We start from the raw sequence: 21753 nt of genomic DNA on the forward strand, positions 1-21753 counted from the left end.
TCCTTCAACTTGTGCCGTATAATCAACGCTCTAGCCAATTTATTGGCCCGAGACTAGCCTGATTCAGGCTCGAATCGTGGAGCTTGGAGTCGCCCTTAATAGACTCCCGGGGTTGCCCCTCCCCCGTTGTAATGAGGCGCAGGGTTGGTGTGCCGTATGCCGCGACCCGCGATTAGAAGACAGTTTTCAGGCGCGCGCCTGCATTGATGACCTAAAGGAGGTCTCTGCGGCGATCGTCAAGTGTGGCACCGGTTTAACAACATTGAACTTGGTGTACCAGGCAATAAATGCCTGGATTTGCTTGATCCACACTCCAAAGCCGCCAATGGGCTATGCCCCAAGCGGCAATTAACCTGTCCCTAACGCAGCGCGCAACGACGCACTCCCAATAGGAGAGTGTTATGAAACGCATGTTATTTAATGCAACTCAACAAGAAGAGTTGCGAGTTGCCATCGTCGATGGTCAAAAACTCATCGATATCGATATCGAAGCTGCCGGTCGTGAACAACGCAAAGGCAATATTTACAAAGGTGTTATTACTCGTATTGAGCCTTCGCTCGAAGCTTGCTTTGTAAATTACGGCGAAGAACGCCATGGCTTCCTGCCATTTAAAGAAGTTGCCCGTACCTACTTTAAAGAAGGTATTGATGTCCGTAATGCCTCTATTAAAGATGCTTTACGCGAAGGCCAAGAAATCATTGTTCAGGTAGAAAAAGAAGAGCGCGGCCAAAAAGGCGCTGCCCTCACCTCTTTCGTCTCCCTAGCGGGCCGCTATTTGGTATTAATGCCAAATAACCCACGTGGAGGCGGCGTTTCTCGTCGCATTGAAGGCGAAGATCGTCAAGAACTCCGTGAAGCAATGTCCCAATTAGAAGTACCAGATGGCATGAGCATCATTGCTCGTACAGCCGGTATTGGACGTGACGCTACTGAATTGCAGTGGGATTTAAGCTATCTCATGCAGTTGTGGACTGCAATCGATGAAGCCGCTAAAGGCAATTCAGCACCATTATTGATTTACCTCGAATCCAGCTTGGTGATTCGTGCGATTCGTGATTACTTCCAGCCAGATATTGGCGAGATTCTCATCGATACGGATGACATCTACGAGCAGGCTGCAGCCTTTATGTCTGTAGTAATGCCGGATAACTTGCCTAGAGTGAAGCGTTACCAGGACGATGTTCCATTGTTCTCCCGCTTCCAAATCGAGCATCAGATTGAAACTGCGTACTCACGTACCGTGCCATTGCCATCCGGCGGCGCGATTGTGATTGACCATACTGAAGCTTTAGTTTCAGTGGACGTTAACTCTGCACGTGCAACCCGCGGCTCTGATATTGAAGAGACTGCAACCCGCACCAACTTAGAAGCTGCCGATGAAATCGCTCGTCAAGCACGTTTACGTGACTTGGGTGGCTTGATCGTGATCGACTTCATTGATATGGAATCGAGCAAAGCACAGAAAGATGTTGAGAATCGTTTACGCGATGCTCTGCGCCACGACCGTGCTCGTGTTCAGATGGGCAAGATCTCCAAGTTTGGTTTGATGGAAATGTCACGCCAACGCTTACGCCCTGCTCTGTCTGAGGGTAGCCATGTAACCTGTCCACGTTGTAACGGCACAGGCCATATCCGCGATACCGAATCTTCTGCATTGCAAGTCTTGCGCATCATCCAAGAAGAGGCAATGAAAGAAAATACTGCTGCTATTCATTCACAAGTTCCAGTCGAAGTGGCTGCATTCTTGCTCAATGAAAAGCGCGCTGAAGTCATCAAGATTGAGACACGCTTCAAAGTCAATGTCTTAATGATTCCAAACAAGCATTTAGAAACCCCGCATTACAAGCTCGAGCGTTTACGTCATGACGATCCACGTCTTGATGACCAAAAAGCCAGCTATGTAATGGCTGAAGAAGCTGCTGCTGAACTCGAAACAGATACCGCAGTAAGTCGCAAAGATGCAGATGTCAAAGTTCGCCCAGAAGCTGCTGTTAAAGGTATTACGCCAAATGCACCAGCACCTGTAAGTCAGCCACGTCCTGCACGCACTGAAAAAGCGAGCGCTGAAACTGCTAGCTCCGGTGGATTCTTCGGATTTATTAAGAGCCTATTCTCTTCAGCACCTGCGCCAGAAGTGAAGCCTGCTCCAAGCGCACCACGTGGTCGCAATCAAAACAATCGTAACGGCAATAACCGCAACCGCGGTCGTCGTGGCGAACGTAGTGATCGTGGTGAGCGTTCAGCCGAAGGTGCAGCAAGCGCCGAGGGTACAAATGCTCCACGCGAAGCGGGTGCAGGTAGAGGTCGTCAAGATGGTCGCAACCGCAATGGCAATAACGGTAATCGCAATCAAAATCCAAAATCAGAAAGCCCAGCTGCGGTAACTCCAGCTACTGAGGCTGCTCCCGGTACTGATGCAGCACCGAGTGCGGATGGTGAAGAGCGTCGTGGTCGTGGTCGCAACCGTCGTGGTCGTGGTCGTGGTCAACGTGGTGAGCGCACCGAGTCTACTGGTGATGCGGCGATTGCTTCTGTTGTCGCAGTAGCCACTTCATTCTCCGGTCCTCCAGTTGGAATGGCTGGGGCATCTGCTTCCATGCCGATCCAAAACCTTGCCCAAAGCTTTGGAAATACTGTTGCACCTGTAGCCTCTAACGAAGTAAAAGAGCGCGCACCTCGCGCACCTAGAGAGCCAAGAGAGCAACGTGCACCACGTCAGAACAATCGTCCTGATAACACTGCTGTAACACCTACCCCACAGGTAGCGGTTGCAGCCGTAACAGCAGCGATTGAAGTGATTGTGAAGCCAGTGCCTGAGCTTCCTAAAGTTGCCTTCCAGGCGCTCGAAGAAACTCCATTGCATAGCGTAGTTCAATCTGCTGGCATGGTTTGGGTGGCTACAGACTCAAGCAAACATCAAGAAGCGCAATCACAAATCAAAGCTGAGCCAGAAATTTTGCCTATGGGCAGAACTCCTAAGGCTCCGGTTAGCTTACAAAATGGTCCAATGGTTTTAGTTGAAACTGGCGGCCAAGAAAAAACGGTTTAATCCAATTTCTCCAGACTGCTATTTATCCCACAAGGATATTTGGCAGTTTGGCAGAAACACCGTTTCACAGCCATAATGAGACATGGTTGAAAAAGTCATTCCCATACGTGTAGATGAAGGCAAAGGCCTGACGCCGTCCATTCCTGGGCAGCTTGTTGCCGCCAATACTTTAACCAAAGATACTCGTGGGCGCCCTCTTCGTGATTTACGAATCTCCGTAACCGATCGATGTAATTTCCGCTGCACCTATTGCATGCCTAAGGAAATCTTCGACAAAGACTATCCCTATCTCTCTCATAGTGATTTACTGAGCTTTGAAGAGATCACCCGCTTAACAACTATCTTCGCTACGCTTGGTGTGGAAAAAATTCGTCTTACCGGTGGCGAACCATTGCTGCGTAAAAATCTCGAGGTGCTTGTTGAAATGCTGGCCAAAGTTCGTACTACAGTAAATCAACCGCTTGATTTAACGCTCACTACTAATGGCAGCATTTTGCGCAAAAAGGCAGCCGCGTTGAAAGCGGCAGGCTTGCATCGCCTCACCATTAGTCTGGATGGTCTAAATGACGACATCTTCAAAAAAATGAATGATGTCGATTTCCCAGTTACAGATGTACTGGATGGAATTGCTGCGGCTCAAGAAGTAGGCTTCACTAATCTCAAAGTCAATATGGTTGTTAAGAAGGGTACAAATGACCAAGAGATTATTGGCATGGCCAAGCACTTCAAAGGTAGTGGTGTGACGCTACGCTTTATTGAATTTATGGATGTGGGCAGCTCGAACGGTTGGGATATGTCACAAGTACTCCCCTCACAAGAAGTTGCCAATCGTATTAACGCTGCCTTCCCAATAGAGCCCATTGAGGCCAACTATCCTGGTGAAGTAGCTCAGCGCTGGCGCTATCTTGATGGCTCCGGTGAAATTGGCTTTATTTCTAGCGTGACGCAAACTTTCTGTCATGAGTGCACACGCGCTCGTATTTCCACAGACGGTCAAATGTATCTTTGCTTGTTTGCAAACGAAGGTTTTGATTTCAAAACCCTCTTGCGTTCTGGTAGAAGTGATTTAGAAATTGCCAACGCCATCATGTCCACATGGTCCGGACGCAATGATCACTATTCAGAAATTCGGGGATCCAATACCGCTGGATCGAAATCCTCGCGCAAGGTAGAAATGTCTTACATCGGCGGCTAATGATTACCTCAGAACACATTACTGGACTCATTTTGGCAGGAGGTCGCGCTCAGAGAATGGGTGGCATCGATAAAGGTTTAATCCCTTTTCATGGCAAGCCCCTGATTGAATCTGCCATTAGTCGACTCAAGCCTCAAGTCAGCACCATTCTGATTAATGCCAATCGCAGCATTACCAAGTATGCACACTACGGTTACCCGGTACTCATGGATGAAACCCCTGACTTCTCCGGCCCCTTGGCTGGTTTTTCAGTAGGCCTCAAGCACTGCAAAACACCTTACTTACTTACATCACCCTGCGACTCCCCTTTATTGCCGGACGATCTTGCCCAAAAAATGGCAGCTGAACTGGAGAGTAATAATCTAGAGCTCGTCTTTGCTTCCTCAAAGGAAGAAGATGGCAAGATTTGGTCTCAGCCTGTTTTCTGCTTAATGAAAAGTCATTTACAGGATTCTCTGGATACCTTTTTAAGTAAAGGCGAATTAAAAATTGATCGCTGGTTTAAAGAGTTGCGATCTGGCACGGTGGTTTTTGAAAATCCACAAGCGTTTGCCAATGTGAACACACCAGAAGAGTTGGCGGTTTTAGAAAAAATATCTTCATGTCGAACTTAAAGCACATACCTCCAAGCGATCCGATTTACATCAGCGGCTCACTGCATGTTGACCAAGCTCGCATCGCGATCTCCGATCTAGTAAAAGACTTAATCGCCGAATCACCTGAAGGTGCTGAGTCTGACGCTATTGAATGCATCACATTAGATCAAGCTATCAATCGCATCCTGGCGAAAGATTTGCTCTCACCGATTGATGTTCCTGTTGCCGATAACTCAGCAATGGATGGCTTTGCATTTAATGGCGATTGCCTAGATCAAAGCGAAGATCTGATTACCCTCAAAGTGATCGGCACTGCCTTTGCTGGCAAGCCCTATGAAGGTAGCATTGCTCCAGGGGAATGCATCAAGATCATGACTGGTGCCCTGATGCCAAATGATTGCGATACCGTAATCCCTCAAGAATTTACGGAACCCCAAAGTCCTGGTGATGACTCGATCACGTCATTCAAGGCAAACCGAGTGAAGCGTGGTGAAAACCGACGCTTACGTGGAGAAGACTTACAACAAGGCAAACCAGCAATTGCTGCAGGGCGCTTATTGCGCCCTTCTGATCTCGGTCTTGCTGCCTCCCTCGGCATCTCCGAACTTGAAGTCCATCGAAAGTTAAGGGTCGCCATACTCTCTTCAGGTGATGAATTACGCCCATTGGGACAAACATTAGAAGCTGGCAATATTTACGATAGCAATCGCTATAGCTTGATCGGATTACTCAAGCGCCTGGACTTAGAAATCATTGATTGCGGAATTGTGCGTGATGATCCCGCCTCACTGAAAGCCGCCTTTATAGATGCTGCCTCAAAAGCAGATGTCCTCATCTCTTCTGGTGGCGTCTCTGCTGGTGAAGCAGACTTCACTAAGCAAATCATGCAAGAACTCGGTGATGTCGGGTTTTGGAAAATCGCTATGCGGCCAGGTCGCCCCATGGCTTTTGGGATGCTGAGGCCAGTTCAAGGCTCCAACCGTAAAACCCTCTTCTTTGGCTTGCCTGGAAATCCAGTAGCAGTGATGGTGACCTTCTATCAATTTGTGCGTTCCGCTTTATTGCAACTCAATGGCGCAAGCCAGACTGAGCCACCAATCATGCAGGCGATTGCCGAGGCGCCCATTAGAAAGCGTCCGGGCCGGACAGAGTTTCAACGCGCCATTTTGGAGCGCGGCGCAGACGGAAAACCTGTGGTCAAGCTGACTGGCAGCCAAGGCGCTGGAATTTTGCGATCCATGAGTGAGGCAAATTGTTTTGTGATTCTGTCTCACGAGCAGGGAAATGTGGCTGCTGGGGACTGGGTAGATGTGGCGCTTTTCGACGGACTGCTTTAAGATTGCACCTCATGAAACTCACCAAAAAAGAAATTGTCTTCCTAGACCCAATGCATACCGCCAAAACTCTGGTTTTGGTTTACCTCTGCTTCTCTGTTCCAATTGTGTTGTTAGCCTTATTTGTGGCATTCATTCGTGATGGTGCGATACCTGGATTTACCGTACTATCAGCACTGATACTCAATGCCTTACTTGGCTTCGCACTGCTGTGGATTGCCTGCAAGGTTTACAACTGGGTAGCAGGAAAATTTGGTGGGATCGAACTGGCTCTTCGTGAGCTTCCAGAAGAAATTGAAGCCGACTAATTTCTTAGTCGACTTCATTTTTCCAGCTTATTTGATTGTCTCTTACTTAAGCACTTAATACTTCAGCATTAATTAAGCTTGGTGGTTTTTTTCCATCAAGTGCTGCTCGTAAATTTTGTACTGCGAGATCAACCATCGCTCTACGCGTTTTTTCTGTAGCGCTGGCAATGTGTGGAGCCAACACAATATTGCTGCACTTGAGTAACTCCGGATGCACTTGAGGCTCACCTTCAAAAACATCTAAGCCTGCCGCAAATATTTTTCCACTTTGCAATGCTTGCGCTAACGCTGCATCATCCACAATACCGCCGCGAGCAATATTCACCAGGGTTGCAGATGGTTTCATCATGGCGATTTCTGCGGCGCCAATCGTGTGATGATTCTGCGCTGTGTACGGTAGAACTAGTACAACATGGTCAGCAGTGCGGAGCAATTCTTCTTTCGACACATAAGTAGCGCCGCACGCTTTTTCATCAGCTTCAGATAAAGGTTTTCGATTGTGATAAATCACCTTCATCCCAAAACCCAAAGCACGCTTAGCAATACCTTGACCAATACGGCCCATACCGATGATTCCAAGAGTGCTGTGATGCAAATCCATTCCTAATGGGTTAGTCACAATCGACCATTGCCCCCACTTACCAGCCCGTACCCAATGTTCGGATTCCGTAATCCGCCTTGCAGTTGCCATTAACAAAGCAAAGCCAAAATCAGCCGTTGTATCCGTAAGAACATCAGGGGTATTAGTCGCCATGACACCAGCAGCAGTAATCGCTGGGACGTCAAAATTGTTATATCCAACAGAAATATTGGCGACCACCTTCAAATTTTTAGCCCCTGAAAGAGCGGTAGCATCAATCCTCTCACTACCTGCTACCAAAGCCCCTTCAACCTCTGAAAGCGCTTTTTTTAGCTCCTCAGGGGTCATTACTTTATCGGGTTGGTTAGAGATAACCTCATAGGACTCCTCCAATTTAGCTAGCGCCTCAGGAAATATCGCCCTGGCGACCAAAATCTTGGGTTTAGAGGAAGTTGTAGAGTGATTTGCTGGAGTATTCATAGCGTAACTTTACCTCATCTAAATTGCGGACTTTGCCTGAAAGATAGGCTGATTCAGCTAAAATTGAGTTTTTATAACTTGGCAGTCCATTGGTATGGACGCCTTACAAGTAAACCATCATGACTTACGTTGTTACCGAAGCTTGTATCCGCTGCAAATACACTGATTGCGTTGATGTCTGCCCAGTCGATTGCTTTCGTGAAGGCCCTAACTTTTTAGTAATCGATCCTGATGAGTGTATCGATTGCGCGGTCTGCGTACCTGAGTGCCCAGTCAACGCAATTTATGCAGAAGATGATGTGCCAGGTGATCAGCAGGCATTCATCAAACTCAATGCTGAATTGTCACCTTCATGGACATCGATTACCAAATCTAAAGCTGCATTGCCAGAGGCGGAAGAGTGGAAAGACGTTAAAAATAAACTTGACCAACTGGTAAAGTAAATTGCACTCCCCCATTGAAACCGATGCAGTCATCATTGGCGCCGGTCCGGTGGGACTCTTCCAAGTCTTCGAGCTTGGACTTCTAGAAATTAAAGCGCATGTCATTGACTCCCTTCCTGAAGTAGGTGGTCAATGTATTGAGCTCTATCCAGATAAGCCAATCTATGACATTCCGGCAATTCCGGTTTGCACTGGTCGCGAACTGATTGGCAATCTACTCAAACAAATTGAGCCATTCAAGCCACAGTTCCACTTAAATCAAGAGGTCTCCACTCTAGAAAAGCAAGCTGATGGCCGCTTTCTGATTCGCACAAGCCAAGATCAACAATTCCTAACTAAGGCCATTTTTATAGCTGCGGGCGTTGGTGCATTTCAACCACGCACACTCAATCTGGATGGCATTGAGGCCTTTGTAGATAAACAAGTCTTCTATCGCGTCACAAACCCTGAACAATTTTCAGGCAAGCGCATGGTCATTTGTGGTGGCGGAGATTCCGCGCTAGATTGGGCCTTACATTTTGTTGATCATGCTGCAAGCGTCACACTAATTCACCGCAGAGATGAATTTAAAGCTGCGCCTCAATCAGTTGCCAAGATGCGCGCGCTTTGCGCCGCCGGGAGGATGCAACTCATCATCGGACAAATTACCGGTCTTGAAAGCTCTCATGACAAACTCACTGAAATTGCTGTTACCAATATTGATGGTGAAATTCAAAACATCGGCCTAGATGCACTCTTATTGTTTTATGGTCTCTCCCCTAAGTTGGGCCCTATTGCTGACTGGGGTCTCGGTATCGATCGCAAGCAAATTGCTGTAGATACAGCCTGCTTTCAGACTAGCACTCCCGGCATTTACGCTGTTGGAGATATCAATATCTACCCTGGCAAGAAAAAATTGATTCTGTCCGGCTTTCATGAGGCGGCATTAGCAGCCTTTGCTGCCGCAGCCTATCTGGCCCCAGAAAAGCAGATTCAGCTCCAATACACCACCACCTCCCCAAAGCTTCATAAAGCGCTTGGGGTCAGCCCACCGACATTCGAGTAAGCTCTTAATATCACTGAATCATTTAGCTGAATAAACCTATGCGTCAATATCACAACCTCATGAAGGAAGTCCTCGAAAAGGGCGTCCAAAAGTCCGACAGAACCGGAACCGGAACGATCTCCATCTTCGGCCATCAGATGCGTTTTAATCTGGCTGAAGGCTTTCCGATGGTCACTACCAAGAAGCTCCATCTCAAGTCCATCATTCTCGAATTACTCTGGTTTCTGAAGGGCAGCACCGATAACAACTGGCTCAAAGAGCGTGGTGTTTCTATTTGGAATGAATGGGCAGCTCCTGATGGTGACTTGGGTCCAATTTATGGCTACCAGTGGCGTTCATGGCCCGCGCCCAATGGTCAACATATCGATCAGATTGCCGAAGTGGTTGAGACTCTCAAAAAGAATCCAGACTCGCGTCGCATTATTGTCTCCGCATGGAACGTGGCGGATATTCCTCGTATGGCTTTAGCACCTTGCCATGCTTTCTTTCAGTTCTATGTTGCTGATGGCAAGCTTTCTTGCCAGCTATACCAGCGCAGTGCCGATATCTTCTTAGGCGTGCCTTTCAATATTGCTAGCTATGCCCTATTGACCCACATGATGGCTCAGCAGTGCAATTTAGAGGTAGGTGACTTTGTCTGGACTGGCGGCGACTGCCATCTGTATAGCAACCATTTAGAGCAAGTAGATCTTCAATTATCAAGAGACTTCTTCCCACTGCCTAAGCTCAATATTTTGCGCAAGCCAGACTCCATTTTCGATTATGAATTCGAGGATTTTGAAATTGCTGGCTATGAGTCCCATCCCGCCATTAAAGCTCCAGTAGCTGTTTAAGAAATGAGAACCGCATGACTGTAGCTAAACACCCCGCTATCTCGATGATTGTTGCCCGCTCACGTAATCACGTGATTGGTCGTGATAACCAAATGCCTTGGAAGATTTCTGCTGATCTGCAGTTCTTTAAAAAAGTAACCATGGGACACCCCGTCATCATGGGTCGCAAGACTTGGGAATCTATTGGTCGCCCGCTTCCTGGACGTCGCAATATTGTGGTGAGTCGCAATGCTGACTTACAGCTCACAGGCGCAGAAGTCGTCAACTCACTCGATGCAGCACTCACTACTTTGAACGAATTCCCACGCGTATTTGTGATTGGTGGAGAACAACTCTTCACCCAAGCATTCCCTCAAGCAGATCGTCTTTACATCACAGAAATCGATATGGATGTTGAGGGTGGGGACACCTTCTTTGAAGTTCCCGATCCAGAGCAATGGAAAGAGATTGAGTGCACCCCAGCGTCTGAGGGAGAGATTGCCTTTAGCTTTATTACGCTTGAGCGCAACTAAGTAGATTGAAAGGTAAAAGACAAAGGGCTCCTAGGAGCCCTTTTCTAATCCACTGCCAGCATCCAAAGTTTTAAAGTTTCTTCGCAAAACTGTATTGTGCAAATGCCTGTTCTGCGACATTAAACCACTGCGCTTCCATGTTTCTGAAGACGCGATAGTCTTCAAAGATCTTTTTGAACTGAGGGTTCTTGGCGGATTCCTCAGCGTAGGTTTCTTGGCTAGCCTTAAAGCAGGCATCCATAACTGAGGCATTGAACTTGCGCAATACTGCGCCACCTTGAACCAGTCGTTGTAACGCCGGTGGATTCAAGGCATCGTACTTGGCACACATATCAGTGTGAGCCTCAAAACAGGCTGCTTGCCATGCAGCTTGGTATGCAGGCGGCAATGAATCCCACTGCTTTTTATTCACTAGGAATGAAAGGCTAGCCGCACCCTCCCAGAATGCGGGGTAGTAATAATTTTTAGCAACCTTAGCTAAGCCCAACTTCTCATCATCATAGGGGCCCACAAATTCTGCAGCATCAATCGTACCTTTTTCTAATGCTGAATAAATTTCGCCAGCAGGCAACTGTTGTGGCACCACACCTAACTTCGCAAGCACTTGGCCCGCAAATCCAGCGATACGGAACTTGAGCCCCTTGAGATCTTCTGGTGATTTAATTTCTTTGCGGAACCAGCCACCCATCTGAGTACCAGTTTGCCCACCCAAGAAGTTGACGACGTTGTAGCTAGCGTAGAGCTCGCGCATCAACTTCATGCCGTTACCATGCAACATCCAAGCAGATTGCTGGCGCGCTGTCATGCCAAATGGTGCTGCAGTATCAAAGATAAAGGCGCTGTTCTTGCCTATGTAGTAATAGCTGGCAGTATGACCACACTCCACCGTACCATTTTGAACTGCATCCAATACTTGTAGGGCTGGAACTACCTCACCCGCAGCGAATACTTTGACATTGAACTTACCATCAGTTGCTTTGCGCAAGGCGTTGGCAAATACTTCCGGCGCACCAATTAAAGTATCTAATGATTTAGGAAAACTTGAGACCAAACGCCAATTCAAGGTTGGCAAACTCTGTGCAATAGACGGAGCAGCTAATGCAGCTGCACCCGCACCAATAGTTGCCTTCTTTAAAAAGGAACGTCTTTGCATCTTCTTCTCCATAATATTTTTATTTTATAAGGTTGTTTCGTATTTTTATTTACCGCCAACAGTCATTGATCCAATTAAGATGGAGCCCGTTTCTTTGGTTCCACGAATCAGCGAATCACTACCAATCATCTGAATATCCATCAGCATATCGCGCAAGTTACTCGCAATCGTAATTCCCTCTACCGGGTACTGGATCTCACCGTTCTCTACCCAATAACCAAAAGCGCCGCGAGAGTAATCGCCAGTGACGTAGTTCACGCCTTGGCCCATGAGCTCTGTGACTAAGAGACCCGTACCCATTGCCTTTAAGAGTGCGGGTAATCCACCTTTAGGTGTCTTACGACTTTGTAATGTCAGGTGATGGGAGCCACCAGCATTACCAGTAGTTTTCATGCCGAGTTTTCTGGCGGAGTAAGTGGACAAGAAATAACCCTGCAAGACACCCTTGTCAACCACTGTTCTGGCTTTAGTTTTCACGCCCTCTTCATCAAAAGGTGCGCTACCCGTCATCGATTTTAGGTGCGGGTTTTCAAAGAGGCTTACGTGCTTAGGTAATACTTGTTTACCCAGACTATCCAACAAAAAACTCGAGCGACGATATAGAGCACCACCAGAAACGGCCTGCACCAAACCACCTAAAAGTCCAGCCGCTAAGGGCGCCTCAAAAATAACGGGGCAACGGCGGGTCGTTAGTGATCTTGCCTTAAGGCGTGAGAGTGCACGCTCTGCCGCATACTTACCAATCGCAGCCGGATCAGCCAATTCTTCTGGGATACGCGAACTGGAATACCAATCGTCTCTTTGCATCAGTGACTTCTTACCGCCCTCATTTGCTATTGGTGCGCAAGAAATGTAGTGACGAGAGAATGGGTAGCCACCCATAAATCCATGGCTAGTCCCCATCATGAAATGCGCATGATGTGCCGATACCGAAGCTCCATCGCTATTTTGAATTTGCTTACTCACTGCAAAAGCGGCACCTTCAGCAGCGCGCGCAATATCAATTGCAGTTGCTGAATCTAAATCCCATGGATGAAACAAGTCGAGATCAAGCGGATGTTTTTCGAGAAGTTCTTTTTCAGCAGGGCCGGCGCATAAATCTTCCGCCGTATGTTGAGCGATATGGTACGCAGCTTCAACCGTAGCCTTTAAAGACTCCTTGGTGAAATCACTGGTACTAGCATTGCCGCGGCGATGGCCCAGGAAGACCGTTACCCCAACCTGCTTATCCAAGCTTTGCTCTATGGTCTCAACCTCACCCTTGCGGACGGTAACGGAAAGACCTTGCCCCTCAGAAACTTCTGCCACCGCATCTGAGGCACCCCGCCTTTTGGCTTCCGTGAGCATGAAATCAATGATTTCTTGAAACTGATTTGATGAGTATGTAAACATGTCCTAATAATAGCTAGAATAGAAACATGAAGCATACCGAAGCCTGGAAACGATCCTCCCCTGACGAAATCAAAATTGGCCTAATCTCGATCTCTGACAGAGCGAGTAAAGGCATCTACACGGATGAAGGGGTCCCCGCCCTCCGAAGCTGGCTAGAAAGCGCCCTCAGCACACCCTATGTCTTTCATGAGCGCCTGATTGCCGATGAGCGAGAAGTCATCACTGAAACCATCGTGGAGCTCACGGATGATCTTGGCTGTGATTTAGTCCTCACCACAGGCGGCACAGGCCCTTCTCGGAGGGATGTAACCCCTGAAGCCACTATGGATGCCGGAACCCGGGAAATGCCCGGATTTGGCGAGCAAATGCGCCAAATTAGCCTACGCTTTGTACCTACGGCGATTTTGTCCCGACAAACCGCTGTTTTGCGAGAAATCGAAGGGCATACCGCCCTTGTCATCAACTTACCAGGACAACCCAAATCCATCAAGGAGACGCTCGAAGGGCTGAAAGACGCTGAAGGCAAGCCCGTTGTGCAGGGTATTTTTGCTTCAGTACCCTACTGCATTGAGCTGTTTGGCGGTCCCATTATCCAAACTCATGAATCGGTCATTAAAGTCTATAGACCCAAAAGTGCCGTCAAGAAGTAAGGCGTCCTCACGATTGAATAAAAAAGGGTCTATTACTAGACCCTTTTTACATTACTCATACCAAGAAGCCGAATTACTCCGGTAAAGGCACGATGAATTTTTCTCGGTAGTACTTAAGCTCTTCAATAGACTCTTCGATATCCGCCAAGGCAGTGTGAGCCTGCTTCTTGGTGAAGCCCTTTACCAACTCCGGATGCCAGCGCTTGCAAAGCTCCTTGAGAGTAGAGACATCGATATTTCGATAATGAAAGAATGCCTCTAGTTTTGGCATGTACTTCGCCATAAAACGGCGATCCTGACCAATCGTATTGCCACACATTGGAGCAATACCAGGTTTGATGTACTTCTTCAGAAAAGCGATGCATTCTGCTTCAGCGGCCGCTTCATCCATAGTCGATGCCTTGACCTTATCAATCAGCCCAGAACGTCCGTGGGTACCCTTATTCCAAGCATCCATGGCATCCAATAGGGCATCTTCCTGATGAATCACCCAAACAGGGGCGGTGGCAATGGTGTTGAGATGCGCATCGGTGACAATCACGGCGATTTCCAAAATACGCTCTTTTTCAGGGTCTAGGCCCGACATCTCCATATCCACCCAAATCAGGTGTTCACTGGGTGACGCTGTCTTAACTGCTGGGATAACTATTTTTTCACTCATATCTATAATCATCTCATGACATTCACAATTGTTTTTCTAATCGCCTTCATCGCCAGCTTTGGTCTACGCCACTGGTTATCCCAACGCCAAATTCGTCACGTCGCCCTTAACCGCGATGTGGTGCCCACCGAGTTTGCCCCTCAGATCTCACTAGCCGAGCATCAAAAAGCGGCCGACTACACCATCGCTAAATTGCGCCTCGGTATTTTTGAAAACGGTGTCAGCGCAATTATCTTGATCAGCTTCACACTCTTGGGTGGTCTGCAAATTTTAAATCTATCCCTTCTGCAACTATTGGGGGAAGGCATTGCGCAGCAAATGGCTTTACTTATATCCATCGTCATCATCTCCGGAATTATTGACCTACCTTTCTCCTGGTACAAGCAATTCTATTTGGAAGAACGCTTTGGCTTTAATCGTATGAACGCTCGACTATTCTTTAGCGATATGTTCAAAGGTCTAGGGGTTGGTGGTGCGATTGGTGTTCCCCTCCTCTGGGTCATTCTGAGCTTGATGGCCCAAGCAGGAGACCTTTGGTGGCTCTGGGCCTGGGGCGTTCTTACTGCCTTCAGTTTGTTAATGCAGTGGGTATTTCCGACCTTTATCGCACCAATCTTTAATAAGTTTGAAGCACTAGAAGAAGGCGCACTCAAAACACAAATCGAAGCCCTACTAAAACGCTGTGACTTTGCAAGCCAAGGTTTATTTGTGATGGATGGCAGCAAACGTAGCGCACACGGAAATGCATTTTTTGCCGGCATGGGTAAAGCAAAGCGCATTGTCTTTTTTGATACCTTGATTGAGAAACTCAACGCCGGCGAAGTAGAGGCAGTACTGGCTCATGAACTCGGTCACTACAAGTGCAACCATATTCGCAAACGCCTACTGGTTTCTTTTGCCTTAAGCTTTGTCACTCTCGCGCTATTAGGCTGGGTCAGCACACAGCCATGGTTCTACAGCGACCTTGGTGTGATGCCCAACCCGAATGGATATAACGGCGGCTTGGCTTTAGCGCTCTTTATGCTGGTATCACCAGTATTTAGCTTCTTCCTCACCCCACTATCTAGCTTGGCATCACGTAAACATGAATACGAAGCAGATGGTTTTGCTGCAGACAAATCCTCTGCAAATGATTTGATCTCTGCCCTGGTCAAGCTCTATCAAGACAATGCTTCTACTTTGACGCCCGATCCGATCTACACCACTTTTTATAGCTCGCATCCTCCCGCACCATTGCGCATTGCTAATCTCAAACGATTCAACCAAGCTACCTAGGATTGATGGGGTTAATGGAACAATTTCATGCGCTATTGACTGCCTCCTATGGAAGACATTATTTAGCGCAGCGCTTAGTAAAAGATGAGCGCGGCAATGAATCTCCTATCGGTGAATTAATTCAGGTAAGCACACCAGCAAAGCAGCACATCGGCGCGGTAGGTGATCGCATGTTGTTGGAGATGACTTCGGCCGATCAAGCGCGCATTATTCGCATCGAGCCACGAGAAAACTTACTCTATCGATCGGATGCCTTTAAAAGCAAACTCATTGCCTCAAATGTTGATCAAATATTGGTGGTACTAGCTACACAACCCGCATTCTCTCCTGACCTACTAGGAAGAGCGGTTGTTGCTGCTGAGACCAATCAAATTGGTTTGCATATTCTGCTCAACAAATGTGATCTCAAAGACAACTTAGAGCATGCCCGCAAAATCATTGCGCCCTATGCGCGTATGGGCTACCCCATAACAGAGGTATCTGCCAAGTTTGATGAAGCCTCCATCGAAGCATTACGCCCCGCTATCTGCGGGAAGGTTTCCGTGTTTGTAGGTCAATCTGGCATGGGTAAATCTAGCCTACTCAATGCCTGGGTTCCCAATGCAGCAGCAATTACTCAAGAGTATTCAGTTCGCTTAGATACCGGTAAACACACCACAACAGCTTGCCGCTACTTTGAGTTGCCAGAAACTTGGGGTCGTGATGCTAGCGGAAAATTGGGCGCCTTAATTGACTCCCCAGGTTTTCAAGAATTTGGTTTAGCCCACATGTCTGTGAGTGAACTAGAGCATGCCTTTAGGGAGTTTCATGATCTGCTAGGCAAGTGCCGCTTTCATAACTGCGCACACCAATCCGAGCCAGATTGCGCAATACGAGAAGCAGTCGACAGAAATGAAATAGCGCCAGAAAGACTGGCGCTATTTAGACAATTGCGTTCTGACTCAAAAACAGCTGATACGCAGATTCAGGGAATTAGCCAAGCCAAAGAGCGATGGTCAGCATTAGCAATAAAGCCATCCAAGCGATAACCAAACGCCATACCAAGCCAATTGCAGATCGCATCGTGCGCTCATTCGGCTCAAGACCTACTTCGTAAACAACAGGCTCACCTGCTTCAGCCATACGCAAAGCTTCATCGCTGTCAGGCTCACTCATAGGCTCACCAAGTCGCACGCCTAAGGCACCACTACCTGATGCCAAGATTACTGCTGACAAGGAGTCAGACCATTTGCCAGTGAGGTGGCGCCATGCATACACAGCGCCTTCGAAGTTACCAACAATCGCAAAGCCCATTGCGGTGATGCGAGCTGGGACCCAATCCAATACGTAGAAGAAATGACGAGCGGCTTCGCTGAGATTGAAATCACCTTTTTCTGACCAACGCTGGGCAGCTGTATCAGCCAAGCGATACAAGACCACGCCTGCTGGCCCCATTGGCATTAAGAACCAGAACAGCACACCAAATACATGGTGATGTGCGCCAATAATGGCGCGCTCTAAAGCAAGTGAAATGACTTCAGTCTCGGTGAGATTGGAAGTATCCAATTCGGGGCCGTACCAGTCGCCTAAAGCTGCACGTGCCGCCGGCAAATCATAATTTGCAATTGCCTCATGAACCAGCGTAAAGGAGTGGCTAAATTGACGGAAGCCAAAAAATAAATAGGCAATGATGACGTTCCACACAAATCCCAAAATTGGGAAGGTCACCATAAACACAACATAAATAATGAAGACCAAGAATGTTGGCAGTATGAATGCAACTAGGCAGGCCATACGAGCACCAACCGGGCTTGCACCTTCCTCAGTCTTGCCGCCGAATTCGCCAGCAACCCAATCCAACCAGCGAGCACTCATGCGGGCACTCCAATGACTTGAAGTTACTGGTCGGTATTGCTCAGCAATGAGGGCGAAAAGAATAGAAAAGAAAGTCATACTTTTAATAAATGATAAAGGTTACGCAACATTCCAGCAGTAGCACCCCAGATAAAACGATTTTCATAGGGCATTGAATAAAACCGACGACTACCCTGATCACTCTCCCAGATCCGCACTTGATGATTCGCGGGATCCATTAAAAAATGTAAAGGCACTTCAAACACATCTGCTACTTCAAAAGTATCTAAGACATATTCTGCCTGAGGTTTTACAAATCCAACAACCGGAGTCACACTATAGCCCGAAACCGTTAAATACTGGGGTAAATGGCCGATGATCTCCACTGCAGCTCGATCAAGTCCAATTTCTTCTTCACTCTCCCGCAAAGCAGTGTCATGAGGGTCAGCATCACCCGGATCCATGCGACCGCCTGGAAAGCTAATTTGACCAGCATGATCATGTAAATGATCGGTTCTCTGGGTTAGTAAAACAGATAAGCCTTCACTCCTCAGCAACAAAGGAATTAAAACTGCTGCCCGAGTAATCTTCCCAGCCGCCTGACGCTTGGCAATAATATCGGCAGCAATCACCTGACGATTTTCATCGGTAATCTCTGGCTGCCAAACTGGGGGGCTCTGAAAGCGACTTTTCAAAGCTAAAGGATCCAGAATATGCTGGGCTACCTTGGCCTGATCGTGACACACCTCATGGATCGGAATGGCCTGCGCATCAAAACCCAGTGGAGCTGCAGCACTCAATCTTTGATCTTGGGGTTTGGACTTTTGTGTCATTCGCTTATTTTAGGGGAATAAAAAAAGGCAGCCTAGGCCGCCTTCTTTTTGGATTAAAGCAAACCTTATTCCGCTGCTGTCTCAGCAACTGCTTTAACTTTGCGCGCAGGAAGTTTTTCTTTAATACGTGCAGACTTACCTGAACGATCACGCAAGTAGTACAACTTCGCGCGACGTACATCACCGCGACGCTTAACTTCAATGCTAGCGATCAATGGTGAGTAAGTTTGGAATGTACGCTCTACACCTTCGCCAGATGAAATCTTGCGAACGATAAAGCTGGAATTGAGTCCGCGATTGCGCTTGGCAATCACAACGCCTTCAAAGGCCTGGGTACGCTTACGTGTACCTTCAACTACGTTTACACCAACAACTACTGTGTCGCCAGGAGCGAAAGTAGGAAGCACTTTGTTAGCACTTAAGCGAGCAATTTCTTCTTGCTCAATTTTTTCGATCAAATTCATTATTAATCCTTAAACATCTTGTCAGCGTTTAATCCCGAGACTTTCATCAACGGACCAGACAGAGGATGCAGTTAAAACCATTTCACTAAATCAAAACACAAACACTTCATTCAAAACCATAATCACTTACAGCGTTCGAAGAAATTGCTCATCTTCTTTACTTAGCAACCCATTTGCTCTTGCTGATTTAATTAAATCAGGTCTAAGCTTGAACGTCAGCTCTAAAGACTTCTGCCGACGCCAATCCGCTATTTTAGCGTGATGTCCGCCCAAAAGCACGTCTGGGACAGATAAATTTTCATATATTTCAGGACGGGTGTAGTGCGGATAGTCCAAAAGACCGTTAATAAAGCTATCTTGGACGGCAGACTCCCCATCCCCTAAGGCCCCTGGAATGAGGCGAATAACCGCATCCATCATGGTCATAGCGGGTAATTCACCACCAGAAACCACAAAATCACCCATCGAGAGCTGTAAATCGACATTTCGATCAATAAATCGCTGGTCAACAGCCTCATATCGACCACAAATAAAGGTTAAATTGCCGTAATTGAGGATATCTGTCGCTATCTTCTGAGAAAAGACCTCGCCTTGAGGTGCCAAGAGGCAAATGGGACCAGATTGAATTTTTTGCGCCTGATGAGTCGCTTTAACAGCAAATATCGTATCTTCCAAAGGTTTTGCCATCATCACCATGCCAGGGCCGCCACCATATGCCCGATCATCCACAGTCTTACGTGGATCGGAACAATAATCCCGAGGATTCCAGAGATTGACCTTAGCGAGACCTTGCTCACAGGCGCGCCCAGTGATGCCCCACTGCGTTAATGCGGAGAACATTTCAGGAAATAAGGTGACTACATCAAAGCGCATATTAGAAATGGAAAATCAGTTACTTTTTTTGAGCTTAGCTCCTACTACCAGTCAAGCTGCCAATCTAGAGTAATGAGTCTATTAGGTAAGTCAACGTTTTGCACCACTTCTTTTACGAAGGGCACCAACTGTTTTACTGTTTTAGTTTCTGGATCGCCAAGTGCAATGATTCCGTGAGCTCCGTTATCGTTAACGTCAATCACCACACCCAGACTCTCGCCTTCAAGATTAACTGCCTTACAGCCAATCAGATCAACCCAGTAATAACTATCGCTCTCTGCTTTTGGAAATACTTCGCGTGCAACTAAGATGCGAGCACCTTTTAAAGCCTCGGCCTGGTCACGATCGGTGATGCCATCTAAAGCGATCACTACGGTACCGCTATGCATCTTGGCCTGCTTCACCTTGTAAAGCTTTAATGAAGCCTGCTCATGAGACGCAGCAACACCAGCACTCCGACGAGGAATGAGAGATAACCAAAGTTCTTTGCTAGATAAGAGCGCTACGGGATCGGAAGAATGAGGGCGAACCTTAATCTGACCCTGTAAGCCTTGAGCGTCCTGAACTGCACCGAGCTCAATCAAATCATCTAGGGAAGGTGTATTCATATTGAAGCCACCTCAACTCCCCAAATAACACTACCAGTAAATTCTGCTACCAAAGACTTCATCACTAAGAAAAAGTCTTTGGATGTGAAGTCTTTAGACTGCAGGATTGTTTTTGATCAAACGAACTACTGTTGGAGAGATCTGCGCGCCAACTCCAGTCCAATAGGTCAAACGATCTTGAGCGATACGCATTGCTTGCTCAGTCGCTGCTGCCTGTGGATTGAAGTAACCAATACGCTCGATAAAGTTCGAGTCGCGACGATTGCGCTTGTCTGTAGCCACGATGCTATAAAAAGGGCGCTTCTTTGAACCGCCGCGTGCCAGTCGAATGACGACCATACTTATTCCTTAAAATCTAAAATGAAAACAGGTTGATTACAACCCAATGAAATTACTACAAAATCTTGGGCTCCAACTAACTGAGCAAATTAACAAAACAAATGCACGGTATAGCGGAAAACCTCACATTCTAGACGAAAACCCCTACTTGATCCACCTATTTAAGCGGGCAGCCTTTTGGCTTCAACAGTAGAATAGATTGCAATCAAACCCAAAATAATTATTAAAAACAATAACTTACAGAAATATTGAGATGAAAACTGCCATTTTTAGACCCTCCAGAGGCCCTATAAAGCGCTTTTTTCTGATTCTTTCTTGCCTCAGCTTGGGTTTTTTGACCGCTTGCGCCAATGTGATTCCACCCTGCACCGCCAAAACTAGCCCGCCCAGTACTGAATTCCGAAACACCAAATGGGAGCTAGTTCGCTGGAATCTAGCGCCCAATGCCAGAGGCGAGGTGCGCGCCAGACAAATCCCTCAGGGTGAGAATAGCAACCCAATCCAAATCACCTTTGATGCCAATGGTGAACGTGTGAGTGGATCTACAGGATGCAATCGATTTACCGCTCGTATTACTGAAGATGCCAGAGGCTTCACGCTTGATCAAATAGCAACTACAAAGATGGCCTGCACACCACAACGCATGGAGCTAGAGAATGACTTTCTCTATGAATTAAATGATTACCGCTCAATTGTGCGCAATGGCGATCAGCTATTGATGATTGGCGCGGATCGTCAAGTCTTAAGCTTTATACAAAAAAGCAATTCAACAAAATAAAATATCTCATTATTGAAATTAAAGTTCATCACTGAAAGTCTGAATGAAAAAATACAAACTCCTATTCTGCTCACTCGGATTATTTTTCCCTGGGACTGGCTTGAACTGTTTTTATTTGCAAGGGCTTAAATCCTTCTGGGGCTGGGCTCAACTCTTTTCATTTATTGGTGGAATTGCTGGTTGGCTTATCCTTAAAGACTCGCAATTTAATTCTGCGCCTGGTTGGGTTCTCATCACGTTTGGCTTTATTAGTTTTGAGGCAAGCTGGCTAACCACCATCGCCTATGGTTTACGTGCTGATGAAAAGTGGGATGCGGAATTTAATCCAAACATAGATCCGAGCAAAGCCACTAAATCAGGCTGGCCGGTTGTATTAACTGTGATCTTTTCTTTAGTGTTTGGCGCTGGCGTCATGATGACCTTCCTCGCCATTGCCTTTGAGCAATTCTTTATTTCGCAGCTTCAGGAAGCAAGAAAGCTATCCCAGTAACGCGGATAGCTTTTTGAATGGCGGTGAC

Annotated in this window: 25 protein-coding genes; 15 read left to right on the plus strand and 10 right to left on the minus strand. The window is 47.2% G+C overall.

Annotated elements, in window-relative coordinates:
• The first annotated feature begins 76 nt into the window (after positions 1–76).
• The 6 genes from A2X74_RS01070 to A2X74_RS01095 all read left to right on the plus strand — a co-directional run bounded on the left by A2X74_RS01070 (position 77) and on the right by A2X74_RS01095 (position 6483).
• On the plus strand, positions 77–352 hold the full coding sequence (locus tag A2X74_RS01070) for a hypothetical protein (protein WP_293627564.1): 276 nt from the start codon (positions 77–79) through the stop codon (positions 350–352).
• Positions 353–401: 49 nt separating this feature from the next.
• Entirely contained in the window at positions 402–3050 is a 2649-nt protein-coding gene (locus A2X74_RS01075) for an Rne/Rng family ribonuclease (protein ID WP_293627566.1), read from the plus strand.
• Positions 3051–3132: 82 nt separating this feature from the next.
• Positions 3133–4245, plus strand: a complete 1113-nt coding sequence (moaA, locus tag A2X74_RS01080; protein ID WP_293627568.1) for a GTP 3',8-cyclase MoaA — start codon at positions 3133–3135, stop codon at positions 4243–4245.
• A complete protein-coding gene (mobA, locus tag A2X74_RS01085; RefSeq protein ID WP_293627570.1) occupies positions 4245–4859 on the plus strand; it encodes a molybdenum cofactor guanylyltransferase MobA in 615 nt (204 codons plus the stop codon). Before moaA ends, mobA begins: the two co-directional genes overlap by 1 nt.
• Positions 4847–6178, plus strand: a complete 1332-nt coding sequence (gene glp, locus A2X74_RS01090) for a gephyrin-like molybdotransferase Glp (RefSeq protein WP_293627572.1) — start codon at positions 4847–4849, stop codon at positions 6176–6178. Before mobA ends, glp begins: the two co-directional genes overlap by 13 nt.
• Positions 6179–6189: 11 nt before the next feature.
• On the plus strand, positions 6190–6483 hold the full coding sequence (locus A2X74_RS01095; RefSeq protein WP_215301529.1) for a hypothetical protein: 294 nt from the start codon (positions 6190–6192) through the stop codon (positions 6481–6483).
• Between the two features lie 46 nt (positions 6484–6529).
• Here A2X74_RS01095 and A2X74_RS01100 read toward each other — a convergent pair whose 3' ends face one another.
• Positions 6530–7543 carry a D-glycerate dehydrogenase gene (locus A2X74_RS01100; protein WP_293627574.1) on the minus strand — a complete coding sequence of 338 codons (1014 nt, stop codon included), beginning with the start codon at positions 7541–7543 and terminating at the stop codon, positions 6530–6532.
• 119 nt (positions 7544–7662) lie between these two features.
• On the opposite strand from A2X74_RS01100, the gene fdxA reads away from it, so the two are divergent.
• The 4 genes from fdxA to A2X74_RS01120 are packed head-to-tail and all read left to right on the plus strand — an operon-like array spanning position 7663 to position 10376.
• The gene (fdxA, locus tag A2X74_RS01105; protein ID WP_041485149.1) at positions 7663–7986 is read left to right on the plus strand and encodes a ferredoxin FdxA; all 324 of its coding nucleotides are present in this window, start codon (positions 7663–7665) and stop codon (positions 7984–7986) included.
• Between the two features lies 1 nt (position 7987).
• Positions 7988–9031 carry an NAD(P)/FAD-dependent oxidoreductase gene (locus tag A2X74_RS01110; protein ID WP_293627577.1) on the plus strand — a complete coding sequence of 348 codons (1044 nt, stop codon included), beginning with the start codon at positions 7988–7990 and terminating at the stop codon, positions 9029–9031.
• A gap of 38 nt (positions 9032–9069) precedes the next feature.
• Positions 9070–9864, plus strand: coding sequence for a thymidylate synthase (locus tag A2X74_RS01115; protein ID WP_215301534.1), 795 nt, complete (start codon positions 9070–9072; stop codon positions 9862–9864).
• Positions 9865–9878: 14 nt separating this feature from the next.
• A complete protein-coding gene (locus A2X74_RS01120; protein WP_293627579.1) occupies positions 9879–10376 on the plus strand; it encodes a dihydrofolate reductase in 498 nt (165 codons plus the stop codon).
• 70 nt (positions 10377–10446) lie between these two features.
• Here the strand turns inward: A2X74_RS01120 and dctP are convergent, their stop codons facing one another.
• Entirely contained in the window at positions 10447–11529 is a 1083-nt protein-coding gene (gene dctP, locus A2X74_RS01125; RefSeq protein WP_293627581.1) for a TRAP transporter substrate-binding protein DctP, read from the minus strand.
• 45 nt (positions 11530–11574) lie between these two features.
• Complete coding sequence (gene pmbA, locus A2X74_RS01130; protein ID WP_293627583.1) at positions 11575–12921, minus strand: metalloprotease PmbA; 1347 nt, start codon at positions 12919–12921, stop codon at positions 11575–11577.
• A gap of 26 nt (positions 12922–12947) precedes the next feature.
• Here pmbA and mog point away from each other — a divergent pair, with 26 nt between their 5' ends.
• Positions 12948–13571 (plus strand): molybdopterin adenylyltransferase, encoded by a 624-nt coding sequence (gene mog / locus A2X74_RS01135; RefSeq protein ID WP_293627585.1) that lies wholly within the window; start codon positions 12948–12950, stop codon positions 13569–13571.
• A 73-nt stretch (positions 13572–13644) separates the two neighbouring features.
• Here the strand turns inward: mog and orn are convergent, their stop codons facing one another.
• Positions 13645–14232, minus strand: a complete 588-nt coding sequence (gene orn, locus A2X74_RS01140; RefSeq protein ID WP_293627587.1) for an oligoribonuclease — start codon at positions 14230–14232, stop codon at positions 13645–13647.
• 15 nt (positions 14233–14247) lie between these two features.
• Between orn and A2X74_RS01145 the strand changes: the two genes are divergently transcribed.
• Together A2X74_RS01145 and rsgA are read left to right on the plus strand one after the other, a co-directional pair.
• On the plus strand, positions 14248–15507 hold the full coding sequence (locus tag A2X74_RS01145; RefSeq protein WP_293627588.1) for a M48 family metallopeptidase: 1260 nt from the start codon (positions 14248–14250) through the stop codon (positions 15505–15507).
• 14 nt (positions 15508–15521) lie between these two features.
• Positions 15522–16535, plus strand: a complete 1014-nt coding sequence (gene rsgA, locus A2X74_RS01150) for a ribosome small subunit-dependent GTPase A (protein WP_293627590.1) — start codon at positions 15522–15524, stop codon at positions 16533–16535.
• Here rsgA and A2X74_RS01155 read toward each other — a convergent pair.
• The 6 genes from A2X74_RS01155 to rpsP all read right to left on the minus strand — a co-directional run bounded on the left by A2X74_RS01155 (position 16480) and on the right by rpsP (position 20457).
• The gene (locus tag A2X74_RS01155; protein ID WP_293627592.1) at positions 16480–17439 is read right to left on the minus strand and encodes a CobD/CbiB family protein; all 960 of its coding nucleotides are present in this window, start codon (positions 17437–17439) and stop codon (positions 16480–16482) included. The two genes, rsgA and A2X74_RS01155, sit on opposite strands and share 56 nt — an antisense overlap.
• The gene (locus A2X74_RS01160; RefSeq protein ID WP_293627594.1) at positions 17436–18173 is read right to left on the minus strand and encodes a CoA pyrophosphatase; all 738 of its coding nucleotides are present in this window, start codon (positions 18171–18173) and stop codon (positions 17436–17438) included. The genes A2X74_RS01155 and A2X74_RS01160 overlap by 4 nt, the downstream gene beginning before the upstream one ends.
• A 65-nt stretch (positions 18174–18238) precedes the next feature.
• Positions 18239–18637, minus strand: a complete 399-nt coding sequence (gene rplS / locus A2X74_RS01165) for a 50S ribosomal protein L19 (RefSeq protein ID WP_114653724.1) — start codon at positions 18635–18637, stop codon at positions 18239–18241.
• 126 nt (positions 18638–18763) lie between these two features.
• Positions 18764–19510, minus strand: coding sequence for a tRNA (guanosine(37)-N1)-methyltransferase TrmD (gene trmD / locus A2X74_RS01170; protein ID WP_293627596.1), 747 nt, complete (start codon positions 19508–19510; stop codon positions 18764–18766).
• Positions 19511–19554: 44 nt separating this feature from the next.
• Positions 19555–20118, minus strand: coding sequence for a ribosome maturation factor RimM (rimM, locus tag A2X74_RS01175; protein WP_293627598.1), 564 nt, complete (start codon positions 20116–20118; stop codon positions 19555–19557).
• A 93-nt stretch (positions 20119–20211) separates the two neighbouring features.
• Positions 20212–20457, minus strand: coding sequence for a 30S ribosomal protein S16 (gene rpsP, locus A2X74_RS01180; protein WP_011902362.1), 246 nt, complete (start codon positions 20455–20457; stop codon positions 20212–20214).
• Positions 20458–20710: 253 nt separating this feature from the next.
• Between rpsP and A2X74_RS01185 the strand changes: the two genes are divergently transcribed.
• Positions 20711–21235 carry an META domain-containing protein gene (locus tag A2X74_RS01185; protein WP_293627600.1) on the plus strand — a complete coding sequence of 175 codons (525 nt, stop codon included), beginning with the start codon at positions 20711–20713 and terminating at the stop codon, positions 21233–21235.
• Between the two features lie 43 nt (positions 21236–21278).
• The gene (locus A2X74_RS01190; protein ID WP_215301561.1) at positions 21279–21725 is read left to right on the plus strand and encodes a hypothetical protein; all 447 of its coding nucleotides are present in this window, start codon (positions 21279–21281) and stop codon (positions 21723–21725) included.
• Positions 21726–21753 lie beyond the last annotated feature (28 nt).

It is taken from the genome of Polynucleobacter sp. GWA2_45_21 (genome assembly GCF_001830325.1).
Classification (GTDB): domain Bacteria; phylum Pseudomonadota; class Gammaproteobacteria; order Burkholderiales; family Burkholderiaceae; genus Polynucleobacter.